Source organism: Amycolatopsis sp. PSD-21 (assembly GCF_055561455.1).
The window spans coordinates 4,417,041-4,442,154 of the sequence record NZ_CM145712.1 but is presented as its reverse complement, the minus strand read 5'-3'; the positions used below and the strand labels follow the sequence as shown (position 1 = coordinate 4,442,154).

4 protein-coding genes are annotated in these 25,114 nt (G+C 70.6%); 1 reads left to right on the top strand and 3 read right to left on the bottom strand.

Annotated features, from left to right (window positions below; genetic code table 11):
* The first annotated feature begins 75 nt into the window (after nt 1-75).
* On the top strand, nt 76-1,161 hold the full coding sequence (locus ACZ1DY_RS20850; RefSeq protein ID WP_465485445.1) for an iron-siderophore ABC transporter substrate-binding protein: 1,086 nt from the start codon (nt 76-78) through the stop codon (nt 1,159-1,161).
* A gap of 395 nt (nt 1,162-1,556) precedes the next feature.
* On the opposite strand, the gene ACZ1DY_RS20845 is transcribed toward ACZ1DY_RS20850, so the two are convergent.
* From ACZ1DY_RS20845 to ACZ1DY_RS20835, 3 genes are all read right to left on the bottom strand, one after another.
* A complete protein-coding gene (locus ACZ1DY_RS20845) occupies nt 1,557-2,582 on the bottom strand; it encodes a metallophosphoesterase family protein (protein WP_465485444.1) in 1,026 nt (341 codons plus the stop codon).
* Between the two features lie 99 nt (nt 2,583-2,681).
* Nucleotides 2,682-2,891, bottom strand: coding sequence for an MbtH family protein (locus tag ACZ1DY_RS20840; protein WP_007029404.1), 210 nt, complete (start codon nt 2,889-2,891; stop codon nt 2,682-2,684).
* Entirely contained in the window at nt 2,888-25,099 is a 22,212-nt protein-coding gene (locus ACZ1DY_RS20835) for a non-ribosomal peptide synthase/polyketide synthase (RefSeq protein WP_465485443.1), read from the bottom strand. The genes ACZ1DY_RS20840 and ACZ1DY_RS20835 overlap by 4 nt, the downstream gene beginning before the upstream one ends.
* Nucleotides 25,100-25,114 lie beyond the last annotated feature (15 nt).

Below are 25,114 nucleotides of genomic sequence, written 5' to 3'. Positions count from 1 at the left end.
GCGTCTTAGGTTAGCCAAACCTGATCCTCGATTAATCCGGCATTCCGCCGGACAGCCGATCAAGAAGGACGGACGATGGCCCGAATCCCCACCCTCTCCGCCGTGCGCGGGCGCCTGAAGACCGCCGGCCTGCTGGCGTCCACCCTGGTGCTGGCCGCCTCGCTCACCGCGTGCGGAGGAGGCGGCGAGTCGGCCACCCCGGCCGCGCAGAACTCCGCCGGCTCGGCGGTCGACGCGAACGCGTTCCCGACCACGATCGAGCACAAGTACGGCAGCACCACCATCACGCAGGAGCCCAAGCGCGTCGTCACGGTCGGCCTGACCGAGCAGGACGCGCTGCTCGCGCTCGGTGTGGTCCCGGTCGGTGTCACCGAGTGGCTCGGCAAGTTCCCCGGCACCATCGGCCCGTGGGCGACCGACAAGCTCGGCGGCGCAGCGCTGCCCGAGGTCCTCAAGGACGTCGACGGGCCGCAGTACGAGAAGATCGCCGCGCTCAAGCCGGATCTGATCATCGCGCTGTACTCCGGGCTCACCAAGGAGCAGTACGACAAGCTGAGCCAGATCGGCGTCCCGGTCGTCGCGCAGCCGAAGGAGTACAACGACTACGGCATCCCGTGGAACGAGGCGACCAAGAAGGTCGGCCAGGCCGTCGGCCGCTCCACCAAGGCGAACGAACTGGTCAAGGGTGTCGAGGACAAGTTCGCCCAGGCCCGCAAGGAGCACCCGGAGTTCGCGGGCAAGTCGGCGCTGATGGCTTCGACCTACGAGGGTTACTTCGTCTACGGCAGCCAGGACGGGCGTTCGCACATCCTCGAATCGCTCGGCTTCAAGCTGCCGGCCGACCTCGACGCCGCCATCGGTGACAAGTTCGGCAAGAGCCTCAGCGCCGAGCGGACCGACCTGCTCGACCGCGACGCGCTCGTGTGGCTCATCGACACCCCGGCCAAGGCGCAGGAGATCCTCGGCAAGGACGCGCTCTACAGCGGCCTGAAGGTGGCGAAGGAGAAGCGCGAGGTCTTCATCGAGAACGAAGGCACCTACGGCAGCGCGGTCTCCTTCGTGACCGTGCTGAGCCTGCCGTTCGTGATCGACCGGATCGTCCCGCAGCTCGCGGCCGCGGTCGACGGTGACCCGAACACCGAGGTCAAGCCGGCCAACTGAGCCCGTTTGCAGTGCGCGTGAAGGCCCCCTTCCCTCGGCTGAGCCGAGGGAAGGGGGCCTTCACGTACTTCGAGGTCTGCTGGGTGCGGTGCTGCCGGAGGTGTTGCGGAAGTGGCATTCGCTCGCAGGCGGGGCAGTGACCGTTACCTGACCACGTTCGTCCACAAGGGACTGAAGACCGGCCTTCCGCGCCCGATTTGGGCGCTTTGGGCAGTCTTGCCCTGGGGGTCGTGAGTGGCAAAGAGGGTTAGAACGATCATTGCCACTCACGACCCCCAGGGCAAAGCACCCAAATCGGACGCGCACAGCGGTCACAGCGTCCTTTATGGACAATCGGTTCGCGCCACGAAGTTTGACTTACCCCTCCGAGGAAACCTAAATCCAAGGTGGCACCGTCAGTGCGGGAAACCCCAGGAGTCGTGCAGCGGAACGGTGATCTGCTTCAGCCACGTCTTGGTGGTGAAGTCGCGGGCCTTGATGACCACCGAGAACGGCGAGACCTCCACCTGCAGCCCCTGGTTGAACGCGCCCCCGAGGGAAACTTCCCCGCCCTTGCCGTCATCCGTCCAGCCGGTCTGCACGGCGGCGGTGTTGACGACGGTGAACCCTTCGAGATTGCCGGTGCCGGGGACCACCCGGCGGACCACCCAGTCCGACAGGTTCAGATCCCAGTGCGTGTGCCCGGAGAACAGGAACACGTCCCGGTGGCGGCCGAGGATCGAGAGCAGCCTGTCGGGCTGGAGGTAGTCGGACCGGTAGAGCTTGTTGTGCGTGCCGGAAACGGTGTTGGGCAACGGATGATGCGTCAGCACCATGACCGGGCTGCGCCGGTTCGACCAGTACCGGAGGCGTTGTTCGAGCCAGGTGAACTGGCGATCGCTCATCCAGACCTCGTCCCACAGCTTGGGGTCGTGGTACTTCGCGTACCGCTCGGTGCCGAGACAGAGCACCGGAACACCGCCGAACGACGACTCCGAGTAGACGGTGTTGCGGCCCGCGAACCGGTAGAAGCTGCGGAAGAGGGAGTCCTCGGTCGTCCCGTTGGGCCAGGTCTCCTGGGCGAGGGTGTCGGGATCCCGCCACTTCGGGACGTAGAACTCGTGGTTGCCGATCGCCCACGCGACCTCGCGCGGATGCGGGTGCTTGTCGAAGGTCGCGCGAAGCTGGGCGTACTCGAAGTCGTAGCCGCGCGGGGTGAGGTCGCCCGCGATACCGAGCCCGGCGCTGCCCGGGTTGATCGCGTGCAGGTCCTCGAGTGCCTTGCCGAAATCGGTGAGGTCGCCTTGAATGTCGCTGAGGACGTTGAAGCGGACCACCGGCCCGTGCGAGCCCCACTTCCCTTGCGCCTCCGCCTCACCCGGCAGCATCGCTACCCCTGCCGCCGCACCACCGGCGGTCACCATGAACGCTCTTCGATCCATAACCCGAACGCTACTCACGTTCTATGGCCGGATTCTGAACAACGCAAGTCCGTGAAGACCCCCTTGAGCGACAAGGAGGCCTTCACGGACCGAAGCGGGTCAGGACTCCATGGCCTTGACGAGCGAAGCGGGCCGCAGGTCCGTCCAGTTGGTCTCGACGTATTCGAGGCACTCCGGACGCGAGGCCGGGCCGAACTTCGTCGTCCAGCCCGCCGGGACCTCGACGAACTCGGGCCACAGGCTGTGCTGGCCCTCGTCGTTGACCAGCACCAGGTACGTGCCGTCGGGGTTCTCGAACGGGTTCGTCATTCCTTGTTCTCCTTCTTCGTGGCCGGTGAATCAGCCCGGCGGATGAGCGCGTCCAGTGCGAGGAACCAGCCTTCCGCGAGTTCCCGCACCGAGTCTTCGGTGAGCACGGCCTCCGGCCAGGACCAGTGTGCGGCCAGTTCGGGCCCGCCGGGGCGGTCCTCGGTGACGACGTTGACCGTCAGCGCGTGCGAGACCGGCATCCCGTCGTCAGGGCCGAGTTCGGCTGCTTCGGCCTCCGCCGCGTACGACCAGTCGGTCGCTTCGGGGACACCGATCCGGCCCAGGTAGTTGAACTCGATCTGCGGCTTCGCGAACTTCGCGAGCTCCGGGCCGGTGCGCGGGTCGAGGTACCGGAGCAGACCATGCCCGATACCGCCGTCCGGCAGGCCGTCGAGTTGCGCCCGGACCCGTTCGAGCGCCTCCCCGGCGGCGGCACCGCCGGCGAACGCGTCGTCGACGTCGAGGTCGCCCAGGTCCAGGCACACCGGGACAACGCTGGTGAACCAGCCGACCGTCCGCGACAGATCCGCGCCACCAGCGAATTCCTCCTCGCGGCCGTGCCCTTCGACGTCGACCAGCACCGCCCGTCCCCCGTCCCGGCGCCACCTGGTGACGGCGAGGGCGAGACCGGTGAGCAGTACGTCGTTGATGGTCGCACGGGACAGCAGCGGGGCCGTCCGCTCGGCGGGCAACGTCAGCGACACCTTCTTCACGGTCCCCGCCACATCCCGCGCGGGGTCGAGCGGCCGGTCCAGTGGGATCGGATCCCCGCCGCCCAGTACCGACTTCCAGCGATCCAGCTCGCCGGTGCGGTCCTGAGCGGACAGAGCACGCGACCATCGCCGGAACGAGGTGTCCACGGAAGACAGCTCCGGCACCCCGCCGTGCGCGACCGCATCCCAGGCGGAAGCGAGGTCCGGCAACAGGATCCGCCACGACACACCGTCGACGGCCAGGTGATGGATCATCAGCAGCAACCGGCCTGGCTCGGCCGGTCCGGCGTCGAACCACGTCGCGCTCAGCATCACGCCCGCGTCCGGGTCCAGCCGGGCACGAGCGGGCTCCGCGTGCCGCTCGATGAGAGCGGGCAGATCGCCGTCGATCTCCACGCGTTCGATGTGGACATCGACGGATTCGGCCACCCGGAGTGACCAGCCGTCCACCGATCGGTCGAGCCGCGCTCGCAGCATGTCGTGCCGCGCGACGACCGCGCCGAGCACGGTGTTCAGCTGGTCAGCGGTCATCCCAGACGGCGTCCGCAGCAACGCCGCCTGGTGGTAACCGCCGATCGGGCCGCCGAGTTCGCGCAGCGCGTGCATGATCGGCGTGAGCGCGACCGTGCCGTCGTCCTCGATGCTCTCGGCGACCTCGGCCAGCGCCTCGACCGTCCGGCGCGCGAACACGTCGTGCGGCGTGATCTTCAGTCCGGCCGCGCGCGCCCGGCTGACCAGCCGCATCGCGACGATGCTGTCCCCGCCGAGGGCGAAGAAGTCGTCGTCGGCGCCGAGTTCCGGCACGTCGAGCACCTCGGCGAAGAGCGCGCACAGCGCCTTCTCCCGGTCGGTCTCGGGCGCCCGTCCACCTGCCAGTTCCGTGTAGTCCGGCGCGGGCAGCGCCTTGCGGTCCAGCTTTCCGTTGGACAGCACGGGAAGCGCGTCGAGCGAGACGAACGCCGCCGGCACCATGTAGTCCGGCAGCGCCTCGGCCGCGAACCGCCGCAGCTCCTCCCGATCCACAGTGGACACCACGTACGCCACCAGTTGCTTGACCCGCGGCCGGTCCTCACGCACCAGGACGACCGCCTGCGTGACGTTCTCGTGTCGTTCGAGCACGGCCTCGACCTCGCCGGGTTCGACCCGGAAGCCGCGGATCTTCGCCTGGTCGTCGGCGCGCCCGCCGAAGTCCAGCCGCCCGTCCGCGGTCCAGCGGGCCAGGTCGCCGGTGCGGTACATCCGGGCTCCCGCCGGGCCGAACGGATCCGCCACGAACCGCTCGGACGTCAGCGCCGCCCGACCGAGGTATCCCCGGGCGAGCCCGGAACCGGCGAGGTACAGCTCCCCGGTGACTCCGGGCGGCACCGGCCGCAGTGCCGCGTCCAGTACGTAGGCGCGGGTGTTCGCGACCGGCCTGCCGACCAGCGGCTTCTCGCTGTCGCCGATCCTCGCGACCAGTGCGTCCACTGTGGACTCGGTGGGGCCGTACAGGTTGAAGGCCTCGGTTCCGTCCAAAGTGGCCAGGCGACGCCACAGACTCTCGGGCACCGCCTCACCGCCGACACCGATCACGGCGAGCGGGCACCGGTCGCCGTCGAGCAGCCCCGCGTCCGCCATCTGCGCGAAGAACGACGGGGTGACCTCGATGAAGTCGAAGCCGTCCCGCTCGATCATCGCGGCCAGCAGTTCGGGGTCGCGCCGGGTCTCCTCGTCCACGATGTGCACGGCGTGCCCGTCCAGCAGCCATAGCTGCGGCTGCCAGGACGCGTCGAAGGAGAACGACCACGCGTGTCCCACCCGCAGGTGCGGTTTGCCGGTGGCCTCGACGGCGGGCCGGTGCAGGGTGGCGCGGTGACTGTGGAACAGGTTCACCACGCCGCGATGCGGAACGACGACACCCTTGGGTGTCCCGGTCGAGCCGGACGTGTAGATCACGTACGCCGGATGTTCCGGGTCGAGCGGGCGGATCCGGTCACGGTCGGTCAGGTCGTGCGCCTGCCGGTCCTCGGTGACGAGCGCGCACAGCGCCAGTGTCTCGATCTCGGTCCGGGGCAACGACTCCAGCAGCTCGGGCTCGGTCAGGATCACCTCGGGCCGCGCGTCGGCGAGCATCGCGGCCAGCCGCTCGGCCGGGTAGTCCGGGTCGAGCGGCAGGTACGCCGCCCCAGCCTTGTGGACCGCGAGGATCGCCAGCAGCACGTCCGCCGAACGCGGCAGCGCCAAGGCGACGAAATCCTCGGGCCCCGCGCCGTGGGCAACCAAGGCCCTGGCGAGCCGGTTGGCGCGCTCGTTGAGTTCGGCGAAGGTCAAGGCGACCTCGCCCGACACCACCGCCGTCGCGTCCGGCGAACGCCGCACCTGGTCCTCGAACAGACCGGCCACAGTGGACGGTTCGACGGCGAGCGCCGTGTCGTTCCATTCCCGCACGATCAGGTCGAGATCGGCCTTCGCCAGGATGTCGACCCTGCCGACGGGTGCGTCCACATCGGACACCATCGCGGCGAGCACGCGTTCCATCGCGGGGAGAAGCCGCTCCGGCAGGCCGGCGTCGAACAGGTCGGAGCGGTACTCGGCGGTGAGCTTCAGCCGTGTGCCGGGTTCCACCGCCCAGGTGAGCGGATAGTGCGTGGAGTCCTCGTGGCGCACGATCTCCCCGCGCAACCCGGCACCGGTCTCGTCCTCGTCCGCGCCGGGGTAGCTCTCGAACACCATCAGCGTGTCGAACAGCTCCCCTAGCCCGGCGACGCGCTGGATGTCGGCGAGCCCGAAGTGCTGGTGTGCCAGCAAAGCGGACTGCTCGTCCTGGACCCGGTCGAGCAGGTCGCCCAGCTTTTCGGCCGGGTCGAGCGCGATCCGCACCGGGATCGTGGTGATGAACAGGCCGATCATCCGCTCGACCCCGGCCAGTTCGGGCGGGCGCCCGGCGACCGTCGCGCCGAACACGACGTCCGACCGGTTGGTCAGCCTGCCGAGCACGATGCTCCACGCAGTCTGGACGAGCGTGTTCAGCGTCAGGCCGCGCGAGCGGGCGACCGCGGACAGTGCCTCGGTCGCCCGCTCCGGCAGTTCCAGCGACAACCGTTCCGGCAGGGCCGGGACCCGCTGCGGGTCGTGCGGGACGAGATGCGTCGGCTCGGTCAGGCCGTCGAGTGCCTGCCGCCACGCGGTTTCGGCGGCCTCCCGGTCCTGTTCCCCGAGCCAGCCGAGATGGTCGCGGAACTGGCGGACGGGCGCCGGCTCGGCCCCGGCGTACAGCTGGGACAGCTCGGCGAACAGCTGCGGCACCGACCATCCGTCGAGCAGCACGTGCTGGTGGGTGAACACCAGCCGGTGCCGTCCGTCCGGCAAGGCCAGGAGCAGGAACCGCAGCAGCGGCGCGGCGGCCGGGTCGAACCGGCGCCGTTCGTGCGCCGACTCCGCCTCGGCGTCGTCCGCCGAAGCCAAGAAACGCCACGGAACGGTGACCGAACGCGCCACCAGCGCGACAGGGCGGCCGGACCCGAGGTACCGGTAGCCGGTGCGCAGGATGGCGTGCCGGTCCACGAGCGACTGGGCGGCGTCACGCAGTCGCGCCGGATCGAGCGGCCCGTCGAGATCGAAGGACACCTGGACGGTGTAGACGTCGGGTCCGCCGCCGTCCATCGTCGCGTGGAAGAGCAGCCCGGCCTGCAACGGCGTCAGCGGCCACACCTCGGCCGTGTCCGGCGCGACGTCGAGGATCTCCGCCTGTTCGGCCGCGTCGAGCTCCACCAACGGCTTCCTGGTCGTCGGCGCGTCGAGCCGCACCGAGCTGACCTCGGCCAGTGCCGCGACGGTCCGGTGCCGGAAGACGTCACGCGGGCTCAGCAGCAGCCCGGCGCTCCGCACGCGGCCGACCAGCTGCATCGCGACGATGCTGTCCCCGCCGAGGCGGAAGAAGTCGTCGTGGATACCCACCTTGTCCAGGCCGAGCACACCGGCGACGAGCGACGCGAGCAGTTCCTCGCGTGGGGTGCGCGGGGCATCGCCGGTGACCTCGCCGGAGAAGTCCGGGGCAGGCAGCGCCTTACGGTCGAGCTTCCCGTTGGGCGTCAACGGGTACGCGTCCAGCACCACGAACGCCGACGGCACCATGTACTCCGGCAGAGTGGCCTCCGCGAGCCGCCGCACCGCCTCGACGTCCGCCTCTCCGGTCAGGTACGCGATGAGCCTGCCGTCGCGCAGGACCACGCGTGCGGAGAGCACGGACTCGATCTCGCCCAGCTCGATCCGGAAGCCGCGCAGTTTGACCTGGTCGTCGGCCCGGCCGAGATAGTCGAGCGCGCCGTCGGTCCGCCGGCGCGCGAGGTCGCCCGTGCGGTACATCCTCTCCCCGGCCGCGAACGGATTCGCCACGAACCGCTCGGCGGTCAGCCCGGCCCGGCCGAGATAGCCGCGCGCGAGTTGCGTGCCCGCCAGGTACAGCTCCCCCGCCACGCCCGGCGGAACCGGCCGGAGCCGGGAGTCGAGCACGTGGACCTGGGTGTTCCAGACCGGGCGTCCGATGGGGACGGTGTCGTCGACGACATCCCACGAAGTCACGTCGACCGAAGCCTCGGTCGGCCCGTAGAGGTTGTGCAGCGGGACATCCACGCGAGCCGCCAGCTCCGGCGATAGCGCCTCGCCACTGCACAGGACGCGGCGGACGCCGTGCCACTCCGGCTCTTCGGCGAGGAACGCCTCCAGCATCGACGGGACGAAGTGCAGCGTCGTGATCCGCTCGTCACGGATCAGCGCTTCGAGATACGCCGGATCGCGGTGGCCGTCCGGTTTGGCGACGACCAGTGTCGCGCCGGTGATCAGCGGCCAGAAGAACTCCCACACCGACACGTCGAAACTCGACGGCGTCTTCTGCAACACCCGGTCATCGGCCGACAGGCCGTACTCGTCCTGCATCCACAACAGACGGTTCACGATGCCGGAATGCGGCACCACCACACCCTTGGGGCGACCGGTCGAACCCGACGTGTAGATCACGTACGCCGGACACGACGGATCCACCACCCGTCGCAGACTCTCACCGGAATACCCGTCGAGCGCGGGCAGCTCGTCCAGAACGACCGCGGGCGCGGCGTCTTCGAGCATGAACGCCAGCCGGTCGGCCGGATAGTCCGTGTCGAGCGGCAAATACGCCCCGCCCGCCTTGTGCACGGCATACAGCGCGACCACGAGATCGAGCGACCGCGGCAACGACACCGCCACCACCGACTCCGCACCCACACCCTGCTCGACCAGCCACCGCGCCAACCGATTCGCCCGCGCGTCGAACTCCGCATACGACAACTCGGCGCCCTCGAACACCACAGCGGGAGCATCGGGCGTCCGCGCCACCTGCGCCTCGAACAACTCCGGCAGCGTGGTCGCCGGGACGTCGTGCGCGGTGTCGTTCCAGCGCCCGAGCTGGGTGCGCTCGTCCTCGCCGAGGACGTCGAGCTCGCCGACTGGGATCACCGGATCGGCGGCCACCTGCTCCAGAACGGCGACCAGCCGCCGCGCGAACGATTCGGCCGTGGCGTGGTCGAACAGATCGGCGCTGTACTCGATGGCACCCGAGATCCCGCCAGTGTCACTGCCGTTCTCCAGGAACCCGAACTCGAGGTCGAACTTGGCGACGCTATGCGCGAACTCCTCCTGCTCCGCGCGGAGGCCGGGCAGCTTCAGCGAGTCCTCGGCCTCGGGTAGGTAGACCACCATCACCTGGAACAGCGGGTGCCTGGCCAGCGAACGTTCCGGGTTCACCGCGTCGACCAGGCGCTCGAACGGCAGGTCCTGGTGTTCGAAGGCGGCGAGGTCGGTCGCACGCACCCGGGAGAGCAGCTCACCGAACGCCGGGTTCCCGGACAGGTCGGTGCGCAGCACCAGCGAGTTGACGAAGAAGCCGATCAGCGGCTCCAGCCGTTCGTCGACGCGGCCGGAGCTCGGCGCGCCGAGCGGGATGTCGTCCCCGGCGCCGAGCCGGTGCAACAAGGCCGCGACCGCGGCCTGCGCCAGCATGAACATGCTGACGTCGTGCTGCCGGGCGACCACGCGCAGGCGTTCGGTGAGCCCGCCGTCGATCGGGAAGGTGACGAGACCACCACGGTGGCTCGACTCCGCCGGACGGGGACGGTCGACAGGCAGAGCCAGCTCGTCCGGCAGACCTGCCAGCGCTTCCCGCCAGAAGCCGAGGTGCTGAGGCGCTGTCGAATCGAGCAGTTCCCGTTGCCACAGGGCGTAATCCGCGTACTGGACGGGCAATTCAGTCCACTGTGGAGCGATGCCCGCCGCACGGGCCTTGTACGCCGTGGCGAGGTCCGCCATGAGCGGCCCTTGTGACCACTCGTCCGTCGCCACGTGATGGATCACCAGCAGCAGGACGTGTTCCCGCGGCGAGACGGCGAAGACCGTGGCCCGGATCGGGAGTTCCTCGTCGAGCGCGAACCCTCGGCCGGCCTCGGCGGACAACTGCGCCGGAAGGTCACCGGCTTCCTCGAAACGGACCTCCGGACGTGCGTCGGCCAGGATCCGCTGCGCCGCGACACCGTTCTCTTCGGCGAACACGGTCCGGAGTGGTTCGTGCCGCTCGACGAGGTCGCCGATAGCCGCGCGCAGCGCGTCCACGTCCAGTTCGCCGTGCAGGCGCCAGGCGAGCGGGATGTTGTAGGTGGCCGTGGTCCCTTCGAGCCGGTACAGGAACCACAACCGTTGCTGCGCGGGCGAAAGCGGCAGGACGTCCGACCGCTTCCCGGCGCTCAGGACCGGCTGCGTGGACGGGTCCGCGAGCCGTTCGGCCAGCGCGGCGACGGTCGGGGCGTCGAAGACGTCGCGGACCGAGACCGTGGCGCCGAGACTCGCCGAGATCCGGCTGACCAGGCGCATCACCAGCAGCGAATGCCCGCCGAGCGTGAAGAACCCGTCGTCGATCCCGACCCGCCCGACACCGAGCACGTCGGCGAACAGCGCACACAGGGCCTCTTCCCGCGCGTTCCGGGGCTCGCGGCCTTCGCTGGTCGCGAACTCCGGCGCGGGCAGGGCCTTGCGGTCGAGTTTGCCGTTCGGGGTCAGCGGAATCTCGTCGAGCACGACGAACGCCGACGGCACCATGTGCTCCGGCAGCTTCGCCGCCAACGACTCCCGCAGGCCGTCGGCGGACCCGACGACATAGGCGACCAACCGGTCTTCGCGGGCGACGACCACAGCGCGTGTGACGAACGCGCTCAAGGCGGCTTCGACCTCGCCGAGTTCGACCCGGAAGCCGCGGATCTTGACCTGATCGTCGACGCGGCCCAGGAACTCCAGCACGCCGTCGTCCGACCAGCGCGCGAGGTCCCCGGTGCGGTACATCCGCTCCCCCGGGCCACCGAACGGGTCGGCGACGAACCGCTCGGCGGTCAGCCCCGGCCTCGCCAGGTACCCGCGAGCGAGCTGCACGCCGGCGAGGTAGAGCTCACCGGGGACCCCTGGCGGGACCGGGTTCAGCCACGCGTCCAGCACGTACGTCCGCGTGTTCCACACCGGACGCCCGATCGGGACCGACGACGTGATCTCGGCACCGGCTCGCCAAGCGGTCACGTCGACGGACGCTTCGGTCGGGCCGTAGAGGTTGTACAGCGGCACGTCCACGCGGGCCGCCAGCTCGGACGGCAGCGCCTCGCCACTGCAGATCACGCGCCGCAGGCCCGCACACGTCGCGGTCTCCAGGAACAGCGCGAGCATCGACGGGACGAAGTGGACGGTGGTGATCCCGGCGGTGCGGATCAGCTCGGCGAGGTACGCCGGGTCCTTGTGCCCCTCGGGTTTGGCGACCACCAGCGTGGCGCCGGTGATCAGCGGCCAGAAGAACTCCCACACCGACACGTCGAAACTCGACGGCGTCTTCTGCAACACCCGGTCATCGGCCGACAGGCCGTACTCGTCCTGCATCCACAACAGGCGGTTCACGATGCCGGAATGCGGCACCACGACCCCCTTGGGGCGACCGGTCGAACCCGACGTGTAGATCACATACGCCGGACACGACGGATCCACCACCCGGCCCAGGCTCTCACCGGAATACCCGTCCAAAGCAGGCAGCTCATCGAGAACGACAGCAGGCGCCGCGTCTTCGAGCATGAACGCGACGCGATCGGCCGGATAGTCACGGTCGACCGGCAGGTAGGCGCCACCGGCCTTGTGCACGGCGTACAGCGCGACCACCAGGTCGAGTGATCGCGGCAGCGACACCGCAACCACCGACTCCGCACCCACACCCTGCTCGACCAGCCACCGCGCCAACCGATTCGCCCGCGCGTCGAACTCCGCATACGACAACTCGGCGCCCTCGAACACCACAGCGGGAGCATCCGGCGTCCGCGCCACCTGCGCCTCGAACAACTCCGGCAACGTCGCGACCGGGACTTCACGAGCCGTGCGGTTCCACTCGGTCACCCGCGCGAGTTCGTCGCCCACGAGGACGTCGAGCGCCGCGACCGGCCGCTCCGGTTCGGCCGTGACCTGCTCCAGCAGCGACGTCAGGCGAGTCAGCAGACGCTCGGCCGTCGTCTCGTCGGCGAGGTCCTCGGCGTACTCCAGCATCAGCGTGGCGGTGGTGCCGTCGTCGACCATCGTGAAGTGCAGGTCGAACTTCGCCATGCCGGTGTCCATCTCGAACCACTCGGCGGGCAGGCCGAGCACGTCGTGCGCGTCGCTCTGCCGGTGGTAGCCCACCATCACCTGGAAGAGCGGGTTGCGCCCCGGCACCCGCGGCGGGTTCAGCTCCTCGACCACGCGCTCGAACGGCAGATCGCCGTGCGAGAACGCGGCGAGGTCGGCCTCGCGGACCCGGTCGAGCAGGGCGGCGAACGTCGGCTCACCGGACAGATCGGTCCGCAGCACCAGCGTGTTCACGAAGAACCCGACGAGATCGTCGAGTGCCGCGTCCGTACGTCCGGCGATCGGGGCACCCAGCGGGATGTCGTCGCCGGCGCCGGTCCGGTGCAGCAACGCGGCCACCGCCGCCTGAAGCACCATGAACGGGCTCGCACCCGATGTTGCCGCCAGGTCGCGCACAGCGGCCGACAGCTCCTCGGAGAGCGGCGACTTGACCTTTCCGCCCTTGCCCGTCGGCTGGAGCGGGCGCGGGCGGTCCAGCGGCAAGGTCAGCTCGTCCGGCGCCCCGCGCAGGGATCCGGCCCAGAAAGCGACCTGAGCGGCTCCGCGCTGATCGAGGAAGTCCCTCTGCCACAGGGCGAAGTCGGCGTACTGCACCGGCAGATCCGTCCAGACGGGACTGCCGCCACCGAGCCGCGCCCGGTAGGCCGAGGTCAGGTCGTCCAGGAACGGCCGGTCCGACCATTCGTCGGTCGCGCTGTGGTGCAGGACCAGCGAGATCACCTGGTCACCCTCGCCGAGGCGCAGGACCCGCAGCCGGACCGGGATTTCCGCCGCCAGGTCGAACGGGGTCCGCGAAAGTCCGGCGATCCGCGCGGACAGGCCCTCCTCGTCGCACTCTTCGACGGCGAACGGGATCTCCGGCGCGTCGAGAACGCGCTGGTAGGGCTCCCCGTCGTGCTCGGCGAGCACGGTCCGCAGGACCTCGTGCCTGCCGAGCACGTCGCCGAGCGCCGCACGTAGCGCGTCGAGGTCCAGGTCACCGCGCAGGCGGAAAGTCAGCGGGAAGTTGTACGCGACCGCGTTCGCTTCCATCCGGTCCACGAGCCAAAGGCTGCGCTGGGCCGCCGAAAGCGGGATGCGGTCGGGACGCTCGGCGCGGACCACCGCCGGGCGCGCCGGTTCGCCACTGCCCGCGCGTGCGGCCAGCTCGGCCACTGTCGGCGCCTCGAACAGGTCGCGGATGGCCAGTTCGGCGCCTAGTTCGGTCCTGGCCCGGCTGATGAGCCGGGTGGCGAGCAGGGAATGGCCGCCGAGATCGAAGAAGTTGTCCTCGACGCCGACCCCCTCCACACCGAGGACCTCGCCGAAGAGCGCGCACAGCGTCTCCTCCTCGGCGGTCTCGGCCGGACGGCTTTCGGCGAGCCGCACCGTCTGCTCGGCGTCCGGGAGCGCCCGCGTGTTGAGCTTGCCGTTGTCGGTCAGCGGCAGCGCGCCCAGCGTGACGAAGGCGGCCGGGACCATGTAGTCCGGCAGTTCCGTCTTGAGCCTGTCCCGCAGGCGCTGCACCAGCTCGCCGCCGCCCCGGGCCGCTGTGGGGCTCGTGGCGTACTTGGCCAGGTTCGTGCCGAGCGAGACCGGCTGATGGACCCCGGTGACCAGCGCTTCCGTCTGTCCCTTGTGGACGAACACGGCCTCGAACGCGCCCTCGGCCGACCACGTGCAGTACACCCGGAACCCGAGCCGGTCGCCGAGTTCGTGGACGTCCTCCGGCTCCACGCCACGCGCGGCACGGAACGCCGCGAGGACGTCGACGAGCGGCGCACCGGCGTCCAGCGCACGCGTCGCCTCGACCTCCGGAGCCTGCCGGGCGTCCGGGATCCGGCTCACCCGAAGCGTTTCCACGCCGGGAAGACGCTTCTCCAGTGCGGCCAGGGAACCCACTTCGTCCCATGACAGGCGTGGCGCCTGAGCGACCGACACCGACTCGGCGGGTTCCTTGACGAGCACCGCGTCGTAGCGGTACCGGCTCAGCTCGTTGTGCAGCCGGGCCCGTTTGATCCGGACCTGCGCGGCGACGTCCGTAAGCCGCCGCGCGAGCGCGGTGAAGTAGTCCGGGTCGATCAGCAGTTCCTTCTCCAGCGCGGCACCGCGTTCGATCGCGCGCCGCACCTGGGCGACGTCGGACGTCGCGTCCGCGCGGGTGAGCTGGACAGCGGTGTGGAAGGCACGGGCGAGCCGCAAATTGCGGACGTCGCCGACGAACAGCGCGCCGCCGGGGGCGAGCAGGCCGATCGCCTTCGTGATCACGTCGGTCAGATAGTCGACGCTCGGGAAGTACTGGATGACGGAGTTGATCACGATCGTGTCGAACCGGCCGGCGGGCAGGCCGTCGAACACGTGCGCCGGCTGGGCGCGCAGATTCACCTTGGCCGCCAGCGCGGGATCCTGCTCCAGCTCGCGGTTCAGCTTCGCGATCACCGGCGCGGCGAGGTCGGTGCCCCAGTATTCCTGGACCAGCGGAGCGATCTGCCCCATGAGCAGACCGGTGCCGACGCCGATCTCCAGCACCCGTTCCGGCTTCAGCTCGGCGATGCGGTCGACGGTCGCCCGTCGCCATTCCCGCATGTGCTCCAGCGGGATCGGCTCGCCGTCGTAGCTGGAGTCCCAGCCCGCGAAGTCCTCCGTGAACAACGCCGTCGGGATCTCGGTGTACTCGTCGGAGTAGATCTGCTGCCATTCGCCGACCTGGTCGGCTTCGGCCTCGGCGCGCGCGTCCCCGCTCAGCTCGGCCGGGACGACGTACCCGATGAGCCGCTGAAGTCCGGGCGCCGACGGGTCCGGCCGCGCGAGGACGGCGGCCTGCGCGACCTCCGGATACCGGCTCAGCGCGGTCTCGATCTCGCCGAGTTCGACGCGGTAACCGCGGATCTTGACCTGGTCGTCGGTGCGGCCGAGGAAGTCGAGATTGCCGTCCGGACGGCGGCGCACCAGGTCACCGGTGCGGTACATCCGCCCGCCACCGGGCACGAACGGGTCGGCGACGAACCGTTCGGCGGTCAGGCCGGGACGGCCGAGGTAGCCGCGGGCCAGGCCCTCGCCCGCGATGTAGAGCTCACCCGCGACACCGTCGCGGACCGGCCGGAGCCACGCGTCGACGATGTAGGCGCGCGTGTTCCAGATCGGCTTGCCGACGGTCGGGGTGTCGCTGTCGGTCGTGCCGCCGCCGAGCGTGTTGATCGTGTATTCGGTGGGGCCGTACAGGTTGTAGCCGTAGGTCCCCTCGGTGTCACGCAGCCGGTTCCACACCGACTCGGACACCGCTTCGCCGCCGAGCAGTACCAGCGCGGGCCGGTGCCCGTCCAGCAGCCCCTCCTCGATCAGCAGATGCGCGTACGTCGGCGTCACGTTGACGACGTCGACCTCGTGCTCGTCGCAGTACGCCACGAGTGCCCGCGCGTCCCGCCGCAGTTCCTCGTCGCAGACGTGGACTTCGTGCCCTTCCACGAGCCACAGCAGTTCTTCCCACGACATGTCGAAGGCGAACGACACGGTGTGGGCGATCCGCAGCCGCCGCCCGCCCGCCGACGCGATGGCCGGGGCGAAGATGGCGCCCTGGTGGTTGAGCTGCATGTTCGTCAGGCCGCGGTACGGCGTGACCACGCCCTTGGGCTTGCCGGTCGAGCCCGACGTGTAGATGACGTACGCCGGGTGCTCCATGCGATCCGCGCGGCCGCGCGCGAACAGCGGGCGTTCGGCGTCGGAGATCGGGCCGTCGCCGAACGCCCTGTCTTCGTGGTCGTCGACGAGGATCCGCGGCGTGGTGCCGGGAATTGTCGCCGAGACCTCCTTGGTGGACACCAGGCACAGCGGCCGGGCGTCCTCCAGCATCACCGTGAGTCGCTCGACCGGGTAGTCGAGCTCCAGCGGCAGGTACGCCGCGCCGGTCCGCAGCACGGCGAACAGCGCGACCACCATGTCGATCGACCGCGGCAGCCCGAGCGCGATCACCTGTTCCGGTGCGGCCCCCTTCGCCAGCAGCAGGCGGGCCATCCGGTTGATGCGCGCGTCGAGTTCGGCGTAGGTCAGCTGTTCTTCACCGAACACCAGTGCCGTCGCGTCCGGAGTTCGCTCGGCCTGGACGGCCAGCAGGTCCGCGATCGTGTCCTCGACGACGGGATGCTCGGCCTCCGCCCAGCCGGCCTCCAGCGCGGCACGATCCTCGGCGGACACCGTCGCCAGCGCGGCGACCGGTTTCGCCGGATCGTCGACCATCTGCGCGACCAGAGACGTGAACCGGTCCAGCACCGACGCGGCCTCGGCGGCGTCGATCACGTCGCCGGAGTAGGACACCGTGATCCGGATCTCCTCGCCCGGCGTGACCACCAGCGTCAGCGGGTAGTGCGTGGCGTCGATGTTCAGCAGGCCGGTGATGCCGTGCCGGTGACGCAGACCGTCGCGCCGTTCGTCGCCGTCGGCGTTGCGCAGCACGAAAAGCGTGTCGAACAGGACGCGATGCCCGGCTTCCCGTTGCAGGACACCGAGGCTCATGAACTCGTACGGAGTCAGGTCCATCCGCTCGGACTGCAAGCGTCGCACCAGGTCCAGGACGGATTCGGCCGCGTCGAGCCGCACCCTGGTGGGCACGGTGTTGAGGAACAGGCCGATGGTGTTCTCGATCTCGGGCACGGCGGCGGGCCTGCCCGCTACCGCGGCCCCGAACACGACGTCGGTGCGCCCGGTCATGGTCGACAGGACCAGGCCCCAGGCGGCGTTGAGCACGGAGTTGACGGTCAGGCCGTGCCTTCTGGCCTGCTCACGCAACGCGCGTCCCAGTTCGGGCGGGAGCACGGTGTCCAGGTCGACCGGGGTCGCCGGGACCAGGTCCCGGCCTTCCGGGCCGATGACCGTCGGCTCCGCGAGCCCCGACAGCGCCTCGCGCCACGCGTTCGTGGCCGCCTCGATGTCCTGCCGGCCCAGCCAGCGCAGGAAGTCCACATAGGACCCGGCAGCGGGCAGTGCCCGGTCGTCACCGCCGAGGTCGTACAGCGCGAACAGCTGCTCGATGAACAGCCAGGCGGACCAGCCGTCCCAGAGCAGCAGGTGCCGGTTCAGCACCACACGGTCGCGTCCGTCGCCGAGCCTCACCAGCTTCAGCCGGAACAGCGGCGGGGCGCCGAGGTCGAACCGCGTCGCGCGGTCTTCCGCCATCAGCTCTTCGAGCTTGGCCTGCTGCTCGTCTTCGGGAAGGGCAGAAAGGTCCACTTCCGACACCGGGGGTTCGACCGCGGCCGCCACGAACTGCACCGGTCCGCGCAGGCCGTCGCTGGTGAACCCGGCGCCGAGGCTCGGGATCCGCCGGAGCAACGCGGAGACCGCCGCCCGCAACCGGCCGGCGTCCAGGCGGTGATCGAAGTCGATCGCCTCCTGGATCGTGTAGATGTCGACCCGGTCGGAGTTGTAGCTGGAGTGGAAGAACAGCCCTTCCTGCAACGGCGACAACGGCCAGACGTCGGCGACCGGCACCGGGCTGACCCGCTCCACGCGGGTGATCTCCTCCTGCGTCAGCGACACGAGTTCGAGGTCGGACGGCGTGAGGCCCACCGGCGCGTCCGTGTCCACCGCCGCGAGATCGACCAGGGCGGCGGCCCAGCGTTCGGCGAGCGCGGCGCCGGTGCCCGCGAACGTCGCCGTCAGCCGCGGCCCGTCCGGGGTCTCCTCGCAGGCGACCCCGATGCGGAGGGCGTGGTCTCCGGACGGCGGCACGGCCGCGTGCCCGGCGACCTGCCATTCCCCCGGCCCGGCCGGGATCCGGCCGTCGTAGCGCAGCGCGATCCGCGGCTTCGGGAGCCCGGCGAGCAACGGGCCGGTCTGGACATTGAGGTAACGCAGCGGGCCGTAGCCCTCGGGTGTCTTCCGGACGGTCTCCTTGACGGCCTTGAGCAGCGCGAGCGGTTCGCCGGTGGCGGTGATCCGCACCGGGCGGACCGACGTCAGCGCGCCGACCGTGTCCGAGGTGTCCACCCTGCTGTGAAGATCGACGAGGAGGTCGCCGCCGACGGCGATTTTCAGCGCCGTCAGGAGGACGTCGGTCACGTCGCCGTGCACGGCCGACGGGAGCGCGCCTACCAGCGTCCGGGTGTCCTCGATGGACAGAGTGACGCGACGTTCGACGACGTCGCCGGGGATCTCGGCGGAGCCGGGCGTCAAGGTCTCGGCCCAGTGCTCGATCTCGCCGAGCAGCGCGGGATCCCGCGCTTCGTCGGTGATCCGGCGGGCGATCGTCCGCAGCGACGTCCGCACGGGGGCGAACACCGGCGGACGGCCGTCGGTCACGGCCTGCCAGGCGATCGCGAGATCGGCCGCCAGCGTCGTCCAGCTCCGCGCGTCCAGCAAAACCGGATGCGCGACCAGGAGCAGCCTGCCCGGCTCGTCGAACCAGACGGCCTGCAGCAGGGTGTCCGCAAGCCTCGCCGCGGCGTCCCGGTACTCGTCCTCCAGAGAACCGGTCGCGTGCCGAAGCAGATCCGCCGCCTGCACCGTCCCTTGTGGACGAATTTCGAGCGACCACAGCACCGAGGCGAGCCGCGACAGTTCGAGCCGCAGGCCGTCGTGGTGGTCGAGCACGAGTTGCAGGGCGGCGGCGAGTGTCTCGACGTCGGCCCCGGCGGGCGCGTTCAGCAGCACGGACTCCGGCTGGATCGCGTCGCCGAGTTCCCGCAGTCTGAGCACCTCGGGAAGGAGAGGCAAGGCGCCGACACCGTCGGCGACGGCCGGCTCGGAAGGTGCGCCGGAGGCGGCGAGCGCGGCCGGGGTCCGGAGCTCGAAGACGTCCTTGGGGCTCAGCTCGAACCCGGCCCGCCGGGCGCGGCTCGACACGGCGATCGACGAGATGCTGTCGCCGCCCAGCAGGAAGAAGTCGCCGTCGGCACCGACGGAGTCCAGGCCGAGGACGTCCGCGAAAATCCGCGCGAGGGTCCGTTCCCGGTCGTTCCCGGTCGCGGCCGCGGGCCTGACGGCCTCGGGCGCGGGCAAAGCGCGGACGTCGAGCTTTCCGCTGGGGGTCAAGGGGAACTCGTCGAGCACGACGAAGGCCTGCGGGACCATCGGCGACGGCAGCGCTTCGCTGACGGCGGCACGCAGCCGCTCCGGGTCCGCATCGCCGACGACGTAACCGACGAGCGCGCCGTCCTTCGCGACGACCGTGGCGGCCGTGACCTCCGGCAACGCGACGAGGACCGCTTCGATCTCGCCGAGTTCGATCCGGTTGCCGCGGATCTTCACCTGCCGGTCGGTGCGGCCGAGGTACTCGATCTCGCCGTCGGCGCGGCGCCGCACCAGGTCACCGGTCCGGTACAGCCGCTGCCCGGGTTCGCCGAACGGGTCGGCGACGAAACGTTCGGCGGTCAGGCCGGGCCGCCCGTGGTAGCCGCGGGCCAGCTGGACGCCGGCGAGATACAGCTCGCCCGCCACGCCGTCGGGCACCGGACGGAGACAGCCGTCGAGGACGTGCACCCGCGTGTTCCACACGGGGCGGCCGATGGGCACGGTGGCGCCCTCGGTGCCTGTGCCGGCGAAGAAGGTGACGTCGACGGCCGCCTCGGTGGGGCCGTAGAGGTTGTGCAGCGGGACGCCGGTGAGCGAACGCCACCGCGCGGCGATCTCGCCGGTCAGCGCCTCGCCGCTGGAGAAGACCCGGCGCAACGACCCGAGTTCGCCGGTGACCTCGTCGCTGCCGAGGAACGCGGCGAGCATGGACGGGACGAAGTGCAGGGTGGTGATCCGCCGTTCCCGGATCACCCGGGCGAGATACGCGGGGTCGCGATGACCGTCCGGTTCGGCCAGGACCACCGTGGCGCCTTCGCACAGCGCCCAGAAGAACTCCCATACCGACACGTCGAAACTCGACGGCGTCTTCTGCAGCACTCGGTCATCGGCCGTGAGCCGGTATTCGTGCTGCATCCACACGAGCCGGTTGACGATCGCGCGATGCGTGACGGCCACGCCCTTCGGCCGACCGGTCGATCCGGAGGTGTAGATCAGGTAGGCGGTGTTGTCCGGCCCGGCGGCAGAGCCCGGAACGTCGTCGACGGGTTCGCCGGTGACGGGGACCTGCGTGAGCCCGCCGACGACCGGGATCCGCGCGGCAGTGCCGGGTTCGGAGAGCACGAAACGCGCGCCGGAATCGGCGAGCATGTACTCGAGCCGGTCGGCCGGGTAGTCGAGGTCGATCGGCAGGTAGGCGGCCCCCGCCTTGAGGACACCCAGCAGCGCGACCATCAGCTCGGCCGACCTCGGCACGGCGACGGCGACGACCTCTTCGGGACCGGCGCCCAGGGCACGCAGCCTGCGAGCCAGGTTCTCGGCGCGGGCATCGAGGTCCGCATAGGACAGTTCGGTGTCCCTGAAGATCACCGCCGTCGCGGCCGGCGTCTTGGCGACCTGCTCGGCGAAGGCCTCGGCCAGTGTGCGCTCCGGCACGGGGTGCGAGGTCGCGTTGAGGTCGGCCAGACGGCCGCGTTCGGCGGGCGACAGCAGGTCGAGGGCGGCGACCGGCAGTTCGGGGTTCGCGGTCAGCGTCTCCAGCAGGCGCGCGAACCGCTCGGCGAGCTGACCTGCCGCGACCGCGTCGATCCGCGCGGCGTCGAACTTGAGGCTGAACTCCAGGTCTTCACCCGGGGTCACGATCAGCGCGACCGGGAAATGCACCGCGTCGGTGACCTCGACGCCGGTGAGGCGGACGGTTCCGGACGCGCGTTCGTCGTCACGCGGGAAGTTCTCGACGACCACGAGGGTGTCGAACAGTTCTTCCTGCGCCGCACCGGCGATACGCTGCAGTTCGCCGAGGCCGAGATGCTGGTGATCCAGCAACGCCGCCTGCTCGTCCCGCAACCGCCGCAGCACGGCGGCGACGGTCTCGGATCCCGACCAGCGCAGCCGCACCGGCACCGTGTTGATGTAGAGGCCGACCGCCGATTCGATACCGGCGGCGCCGGTGTCACGACCGGAAACCGTGCTGCCGAACAGCACGTCGTCACGGCCGGTGAGCCCGCCGAGCAGGAGACCCCACGCGCCGTGCAGCACGGCCCCGAGGGTGAGCCCGTGCGCGCGAGCCATGTCCGACAACGCCTTCGTCGCCTGCTCGCCGAGGTTCAGGTGCAGCCGCGACGGCTGTCTCGCCGCTCCGGCCCCGCCATCGACCAATCGGGTGGGTTCCTCCACTCCGGACAGTGCCGCGCGCCAGGCCTCGCGCGAAGCCTCGTGATCACGGGACGCGAGCCTCCGCAGGTGGTCGGCGCGGGTGTCCTGCTCCGGGAGCGCGTCCGCTCCTTCGTAACCTGCCAGCAGTTCACGGAGCAGCACCACGACCGACCAGCCGTCGGCGATGATGTGGTGGAACGTCAGCGCCAGCTTGGCGTGCCGCTCGTCGAGCCGGGTGAAGGTGGCCCGTAGCAGCGGCGGCCGGGCGAAGTCGAACCGGCGCGCGCGGTCGGCCTCGAACGACTCCGCGACCTGTTCGGGGGCCACCTCGCGCCACGGCAGTTCGGCGTGCCGGGTCACCGTCTGGACGACCTGGCCACCGTCGAGCTGCCGGAAACCGGACCGCAGAGACGAATACCGGTCCAGCAAGGCCTGCGCCGACCGGCGGAGTGCGTCAGCGTCGACGTCACCTTCGAGGTCGAGCACCTCCTGCACCGTGTAGATGTCCGCGGCCTGGCCGCCTTCGAACTCCGCGTGGAAGAAGAACCCTTCCTGCAGCGGCGTCACGGGCAGGACGTCGGCGTACTCGGCGAGCGACGCGCGTTCGGCGCCGGTCAGCTCCAGCAACGGCCGCTCGTCCACAGTGGACTCGGCGACGACGGCCTCCGCACAGGTGGCAAGCGCCTCGGGAGTCCGGTGCTGGAACACCTGACGCGGGGTGATGGCGAGACCGTGTTCCGCCGCGCCCAGCACCAGCCGGATGGACAGGATGCTGTCGCCGCCGAGCGAGAAGAAGTCGTCGTCGGCACCGAACGAAGTCAGACCGAGGACTCGCGCGGCGACGTCGCACAGGATCCGCTCGCGTTCGGTGCGCGGCGCGCGGCCAGTGGCGGCCGCGCCGAAGTCCGGGAGGGGCAGCGCGGTACGGTCGAGTTTGCCGTTCGGCATGATCGGCAGCCGGTCGAGGTCCACGAACGCCGACGGCACCATGTAGTGCGGCAGCGCCGCTTCCGCGTGGGCGCGCAGATCCTTGAGCAGCGTCGGCGATCCGTCCGGGGCCGGGACGACGTACGCCACCAGCCGCCGGTCACCCGGCTTGACCTCGCGGGGCACGACGGCGATCCGCTCGACCCCGGTGAACGTGGCGAGCGCGGACTCGACCTCCCCGGGTTCGATCCGGAACCCGCGGATCTTGACCTGGTGGTCGGTGCGGCCGAGGAAGTCCAGGTTCCCGTCCGCTCGCCAGCGGACCCGGTCACCGGTGCGGTACATCCGCGCGCCGCCGCCGGCGAACGGGTCGGCGACGAAACGTTCCGCCGACAGCCCCGGACGGCCCGCGTAGCCCCGCGCGAGACCGCGTCCGCCGACGTACAGTTCGCCCTCGACGCCGACCGGGACCGGCCGCAGCGCGGTGTCGAGGACGTAGCAGCGGGTGTTCGGGTCCGGGACACCGATCGGGATCGGCCCGGTCCAGCCGGGCTCGGCCGCCCACAGCGTGGAGTTCACCGTCGCCTCGGTCAGCCCGTACGCGGCGACGACCCGCAGGTCTTCGGCCCAGCGCGCGATCAGTTCCGGCGGCACGGTCTCGGTGCCGACGATCAGCACCGCGCCCTTCGGCAGTTCGCAGTCCGAGGGCAAAGCCGCGACCAGCGACGGCGGCAGGATCATGTGCGTCGCCGCGTTGTCCGCGATGTACCCGGTCAGCTCGACGCCCGCGACGCGGCGATGCGCCGGGACCACGATCAGTGTCCCGCCGACGCACAGCGACATGACCAGATCCCAGACCGTCACGTCGAAACCGGTGGAGGCGAACTGCACCACCCGGCTGTCCTCGCCGATGCCGATCCGTTCGGTCGCCGTGCTGATCAGGCTGCCGATCCCGTCGTGGGACAGGACCACGCCCTTCGGCCTTCCCGTCGAACCCGAGGTGTAGATGACATACGAGGCCTGGTTCAGCGCGATCCCGCTCACGTCCACAGTGGACGGGTCGAGGGCCGCGAGTTCCGCGGCCGTCTCGGGATCGTCGAGCAGGATCCGCTCGGCGTCCACACCGGACGGCAGCTGCGCGGATTCCTCCACAGTGGACACGAGGATCCCCGCACCCGCGTGCGAAAGCATGTACGCGAGGCGATCTTCGGGATGGTCGAGGTCGAGCGGGAGGTACGCGGCTCCGGCCTTCATCACGCCGAGCAGCGCGACGACGAGATCGGCCGACCGCGGCATCGCCACACCGACGACGTCCTCGTCACCGACGCCGCGTCGCCGCAACAGCCGGGCGAGCCGGTTGGCGGCGGCGTCGACCTCGGCGTAGGTCATCCGGACGTCCTCGCAGACGACGGCCTCCGCGTCCGGCTTCCGCGCGACGACCCGGGCGAACGCCTCGGGCCAGGACACCTCCGGCGACTCCGCGACCGCCGTCCCGAGCGCCAGGACCCGGGCCCGTTCCTCGGCAGAGAGCAGGTCGATCGCGGCCAGCGGCAGGTCCGGCCCTGCCATCAGGGCGTCGAGCACCGCGGCGAACCGGCGGCGGTGATCGGCGAGTTCTTCGTCCGAGGACACGGCCTCGTCCGCGTCGAAGTCGAACCGGAGCCCGCGCCCTTCACCGGCGTCGTACACGGCGATGGCGACGTCGCTGATCGGCCCGAGTTCGAGGTTGCGCACCGTCGCGCTCGCGGCGCCGAACGCGAGCTCGCCGCCCACGGCCATGTAGTTCACGCTCAGCCCGACGAGTTCGTGCACCCCGCCGCTCGCGCCGAGCTCACGCGCGAGGTCTTCCCCGCGATACCGGCTGTGTTCCAGCAGCGCGGACACCTTCTCCGCGACCTGGGCGACGAGCTGCGCCGGCGTCGTCTCCGGGCGCACCGTCAGCCGCAACGGCAGGACGTTGGAGATCATGCCCGGCCGCTCACGCAGGGCGCGGGTGGTCCGAGCGGTGACCGGCAGGCCGAGGACGAGGTCTTCGGCGCCCGTCACCCGATGGGCGTACGCCGCCACCGCGGCGATCACCACCCGGGACAGCCTCGTGCCCGCGTCGAGCGCGAACTTCCGCAGGTGACCGGCGTTCGCCGCGGACAGCTCCCACGAATGCCGCCGGAGCCGGACCCGGCCGGACGACGCGCGGCCGAGCAGCCGCACCGGATTGGGCCTGCCCGCGAGTTCACCGAGCCAGTGGTCGCGGTCGGCCTTCGCGTCGTAGTCCACCTCGGCCAGCCCGGCGAGCGGCCAGGAGACCTCCTCGGCGGTGCCCGAATAGTGCGCCGCCGCGCGACGGGTCAGGACCGCCTGGCCGTGCGCGTCCATCACCAGATGGTGGTAGCGCTGGAACCAGCGGACCCGGTCGGCGGCCAGGACGAGCAGTGTGTGCGCGGTGAGCGGCCCTCGGGCGGGGTCGGTCACCACGGCGAGCTCGGCCCGCGCCCACTCGTCCGCGGCCCGCTCCGGATCCGGCTCACCGGTGAAGTCGAGGACCGCGACCTCACCGGGGGCGACCGGACGCTGGACCGGCGTGTCGCCCTCCAGCTCGACCGTGACGTGGAGACACGCCGCCTCCGCGACCGCCCGCCGGACGGCTTCACCCAGGCGGGCGATGTCGACGTCGCCGCGCAGCTCGACGACCCAGCCGATCGTGTAGACCGGGTCGGCCGGGTCGAGCTGCTGCGCGAGCCAGATCCCCTGCTGTGCCGGGGTCAGGGGAAAGCCGCGGTTCATCGGGTCGCCTCCACC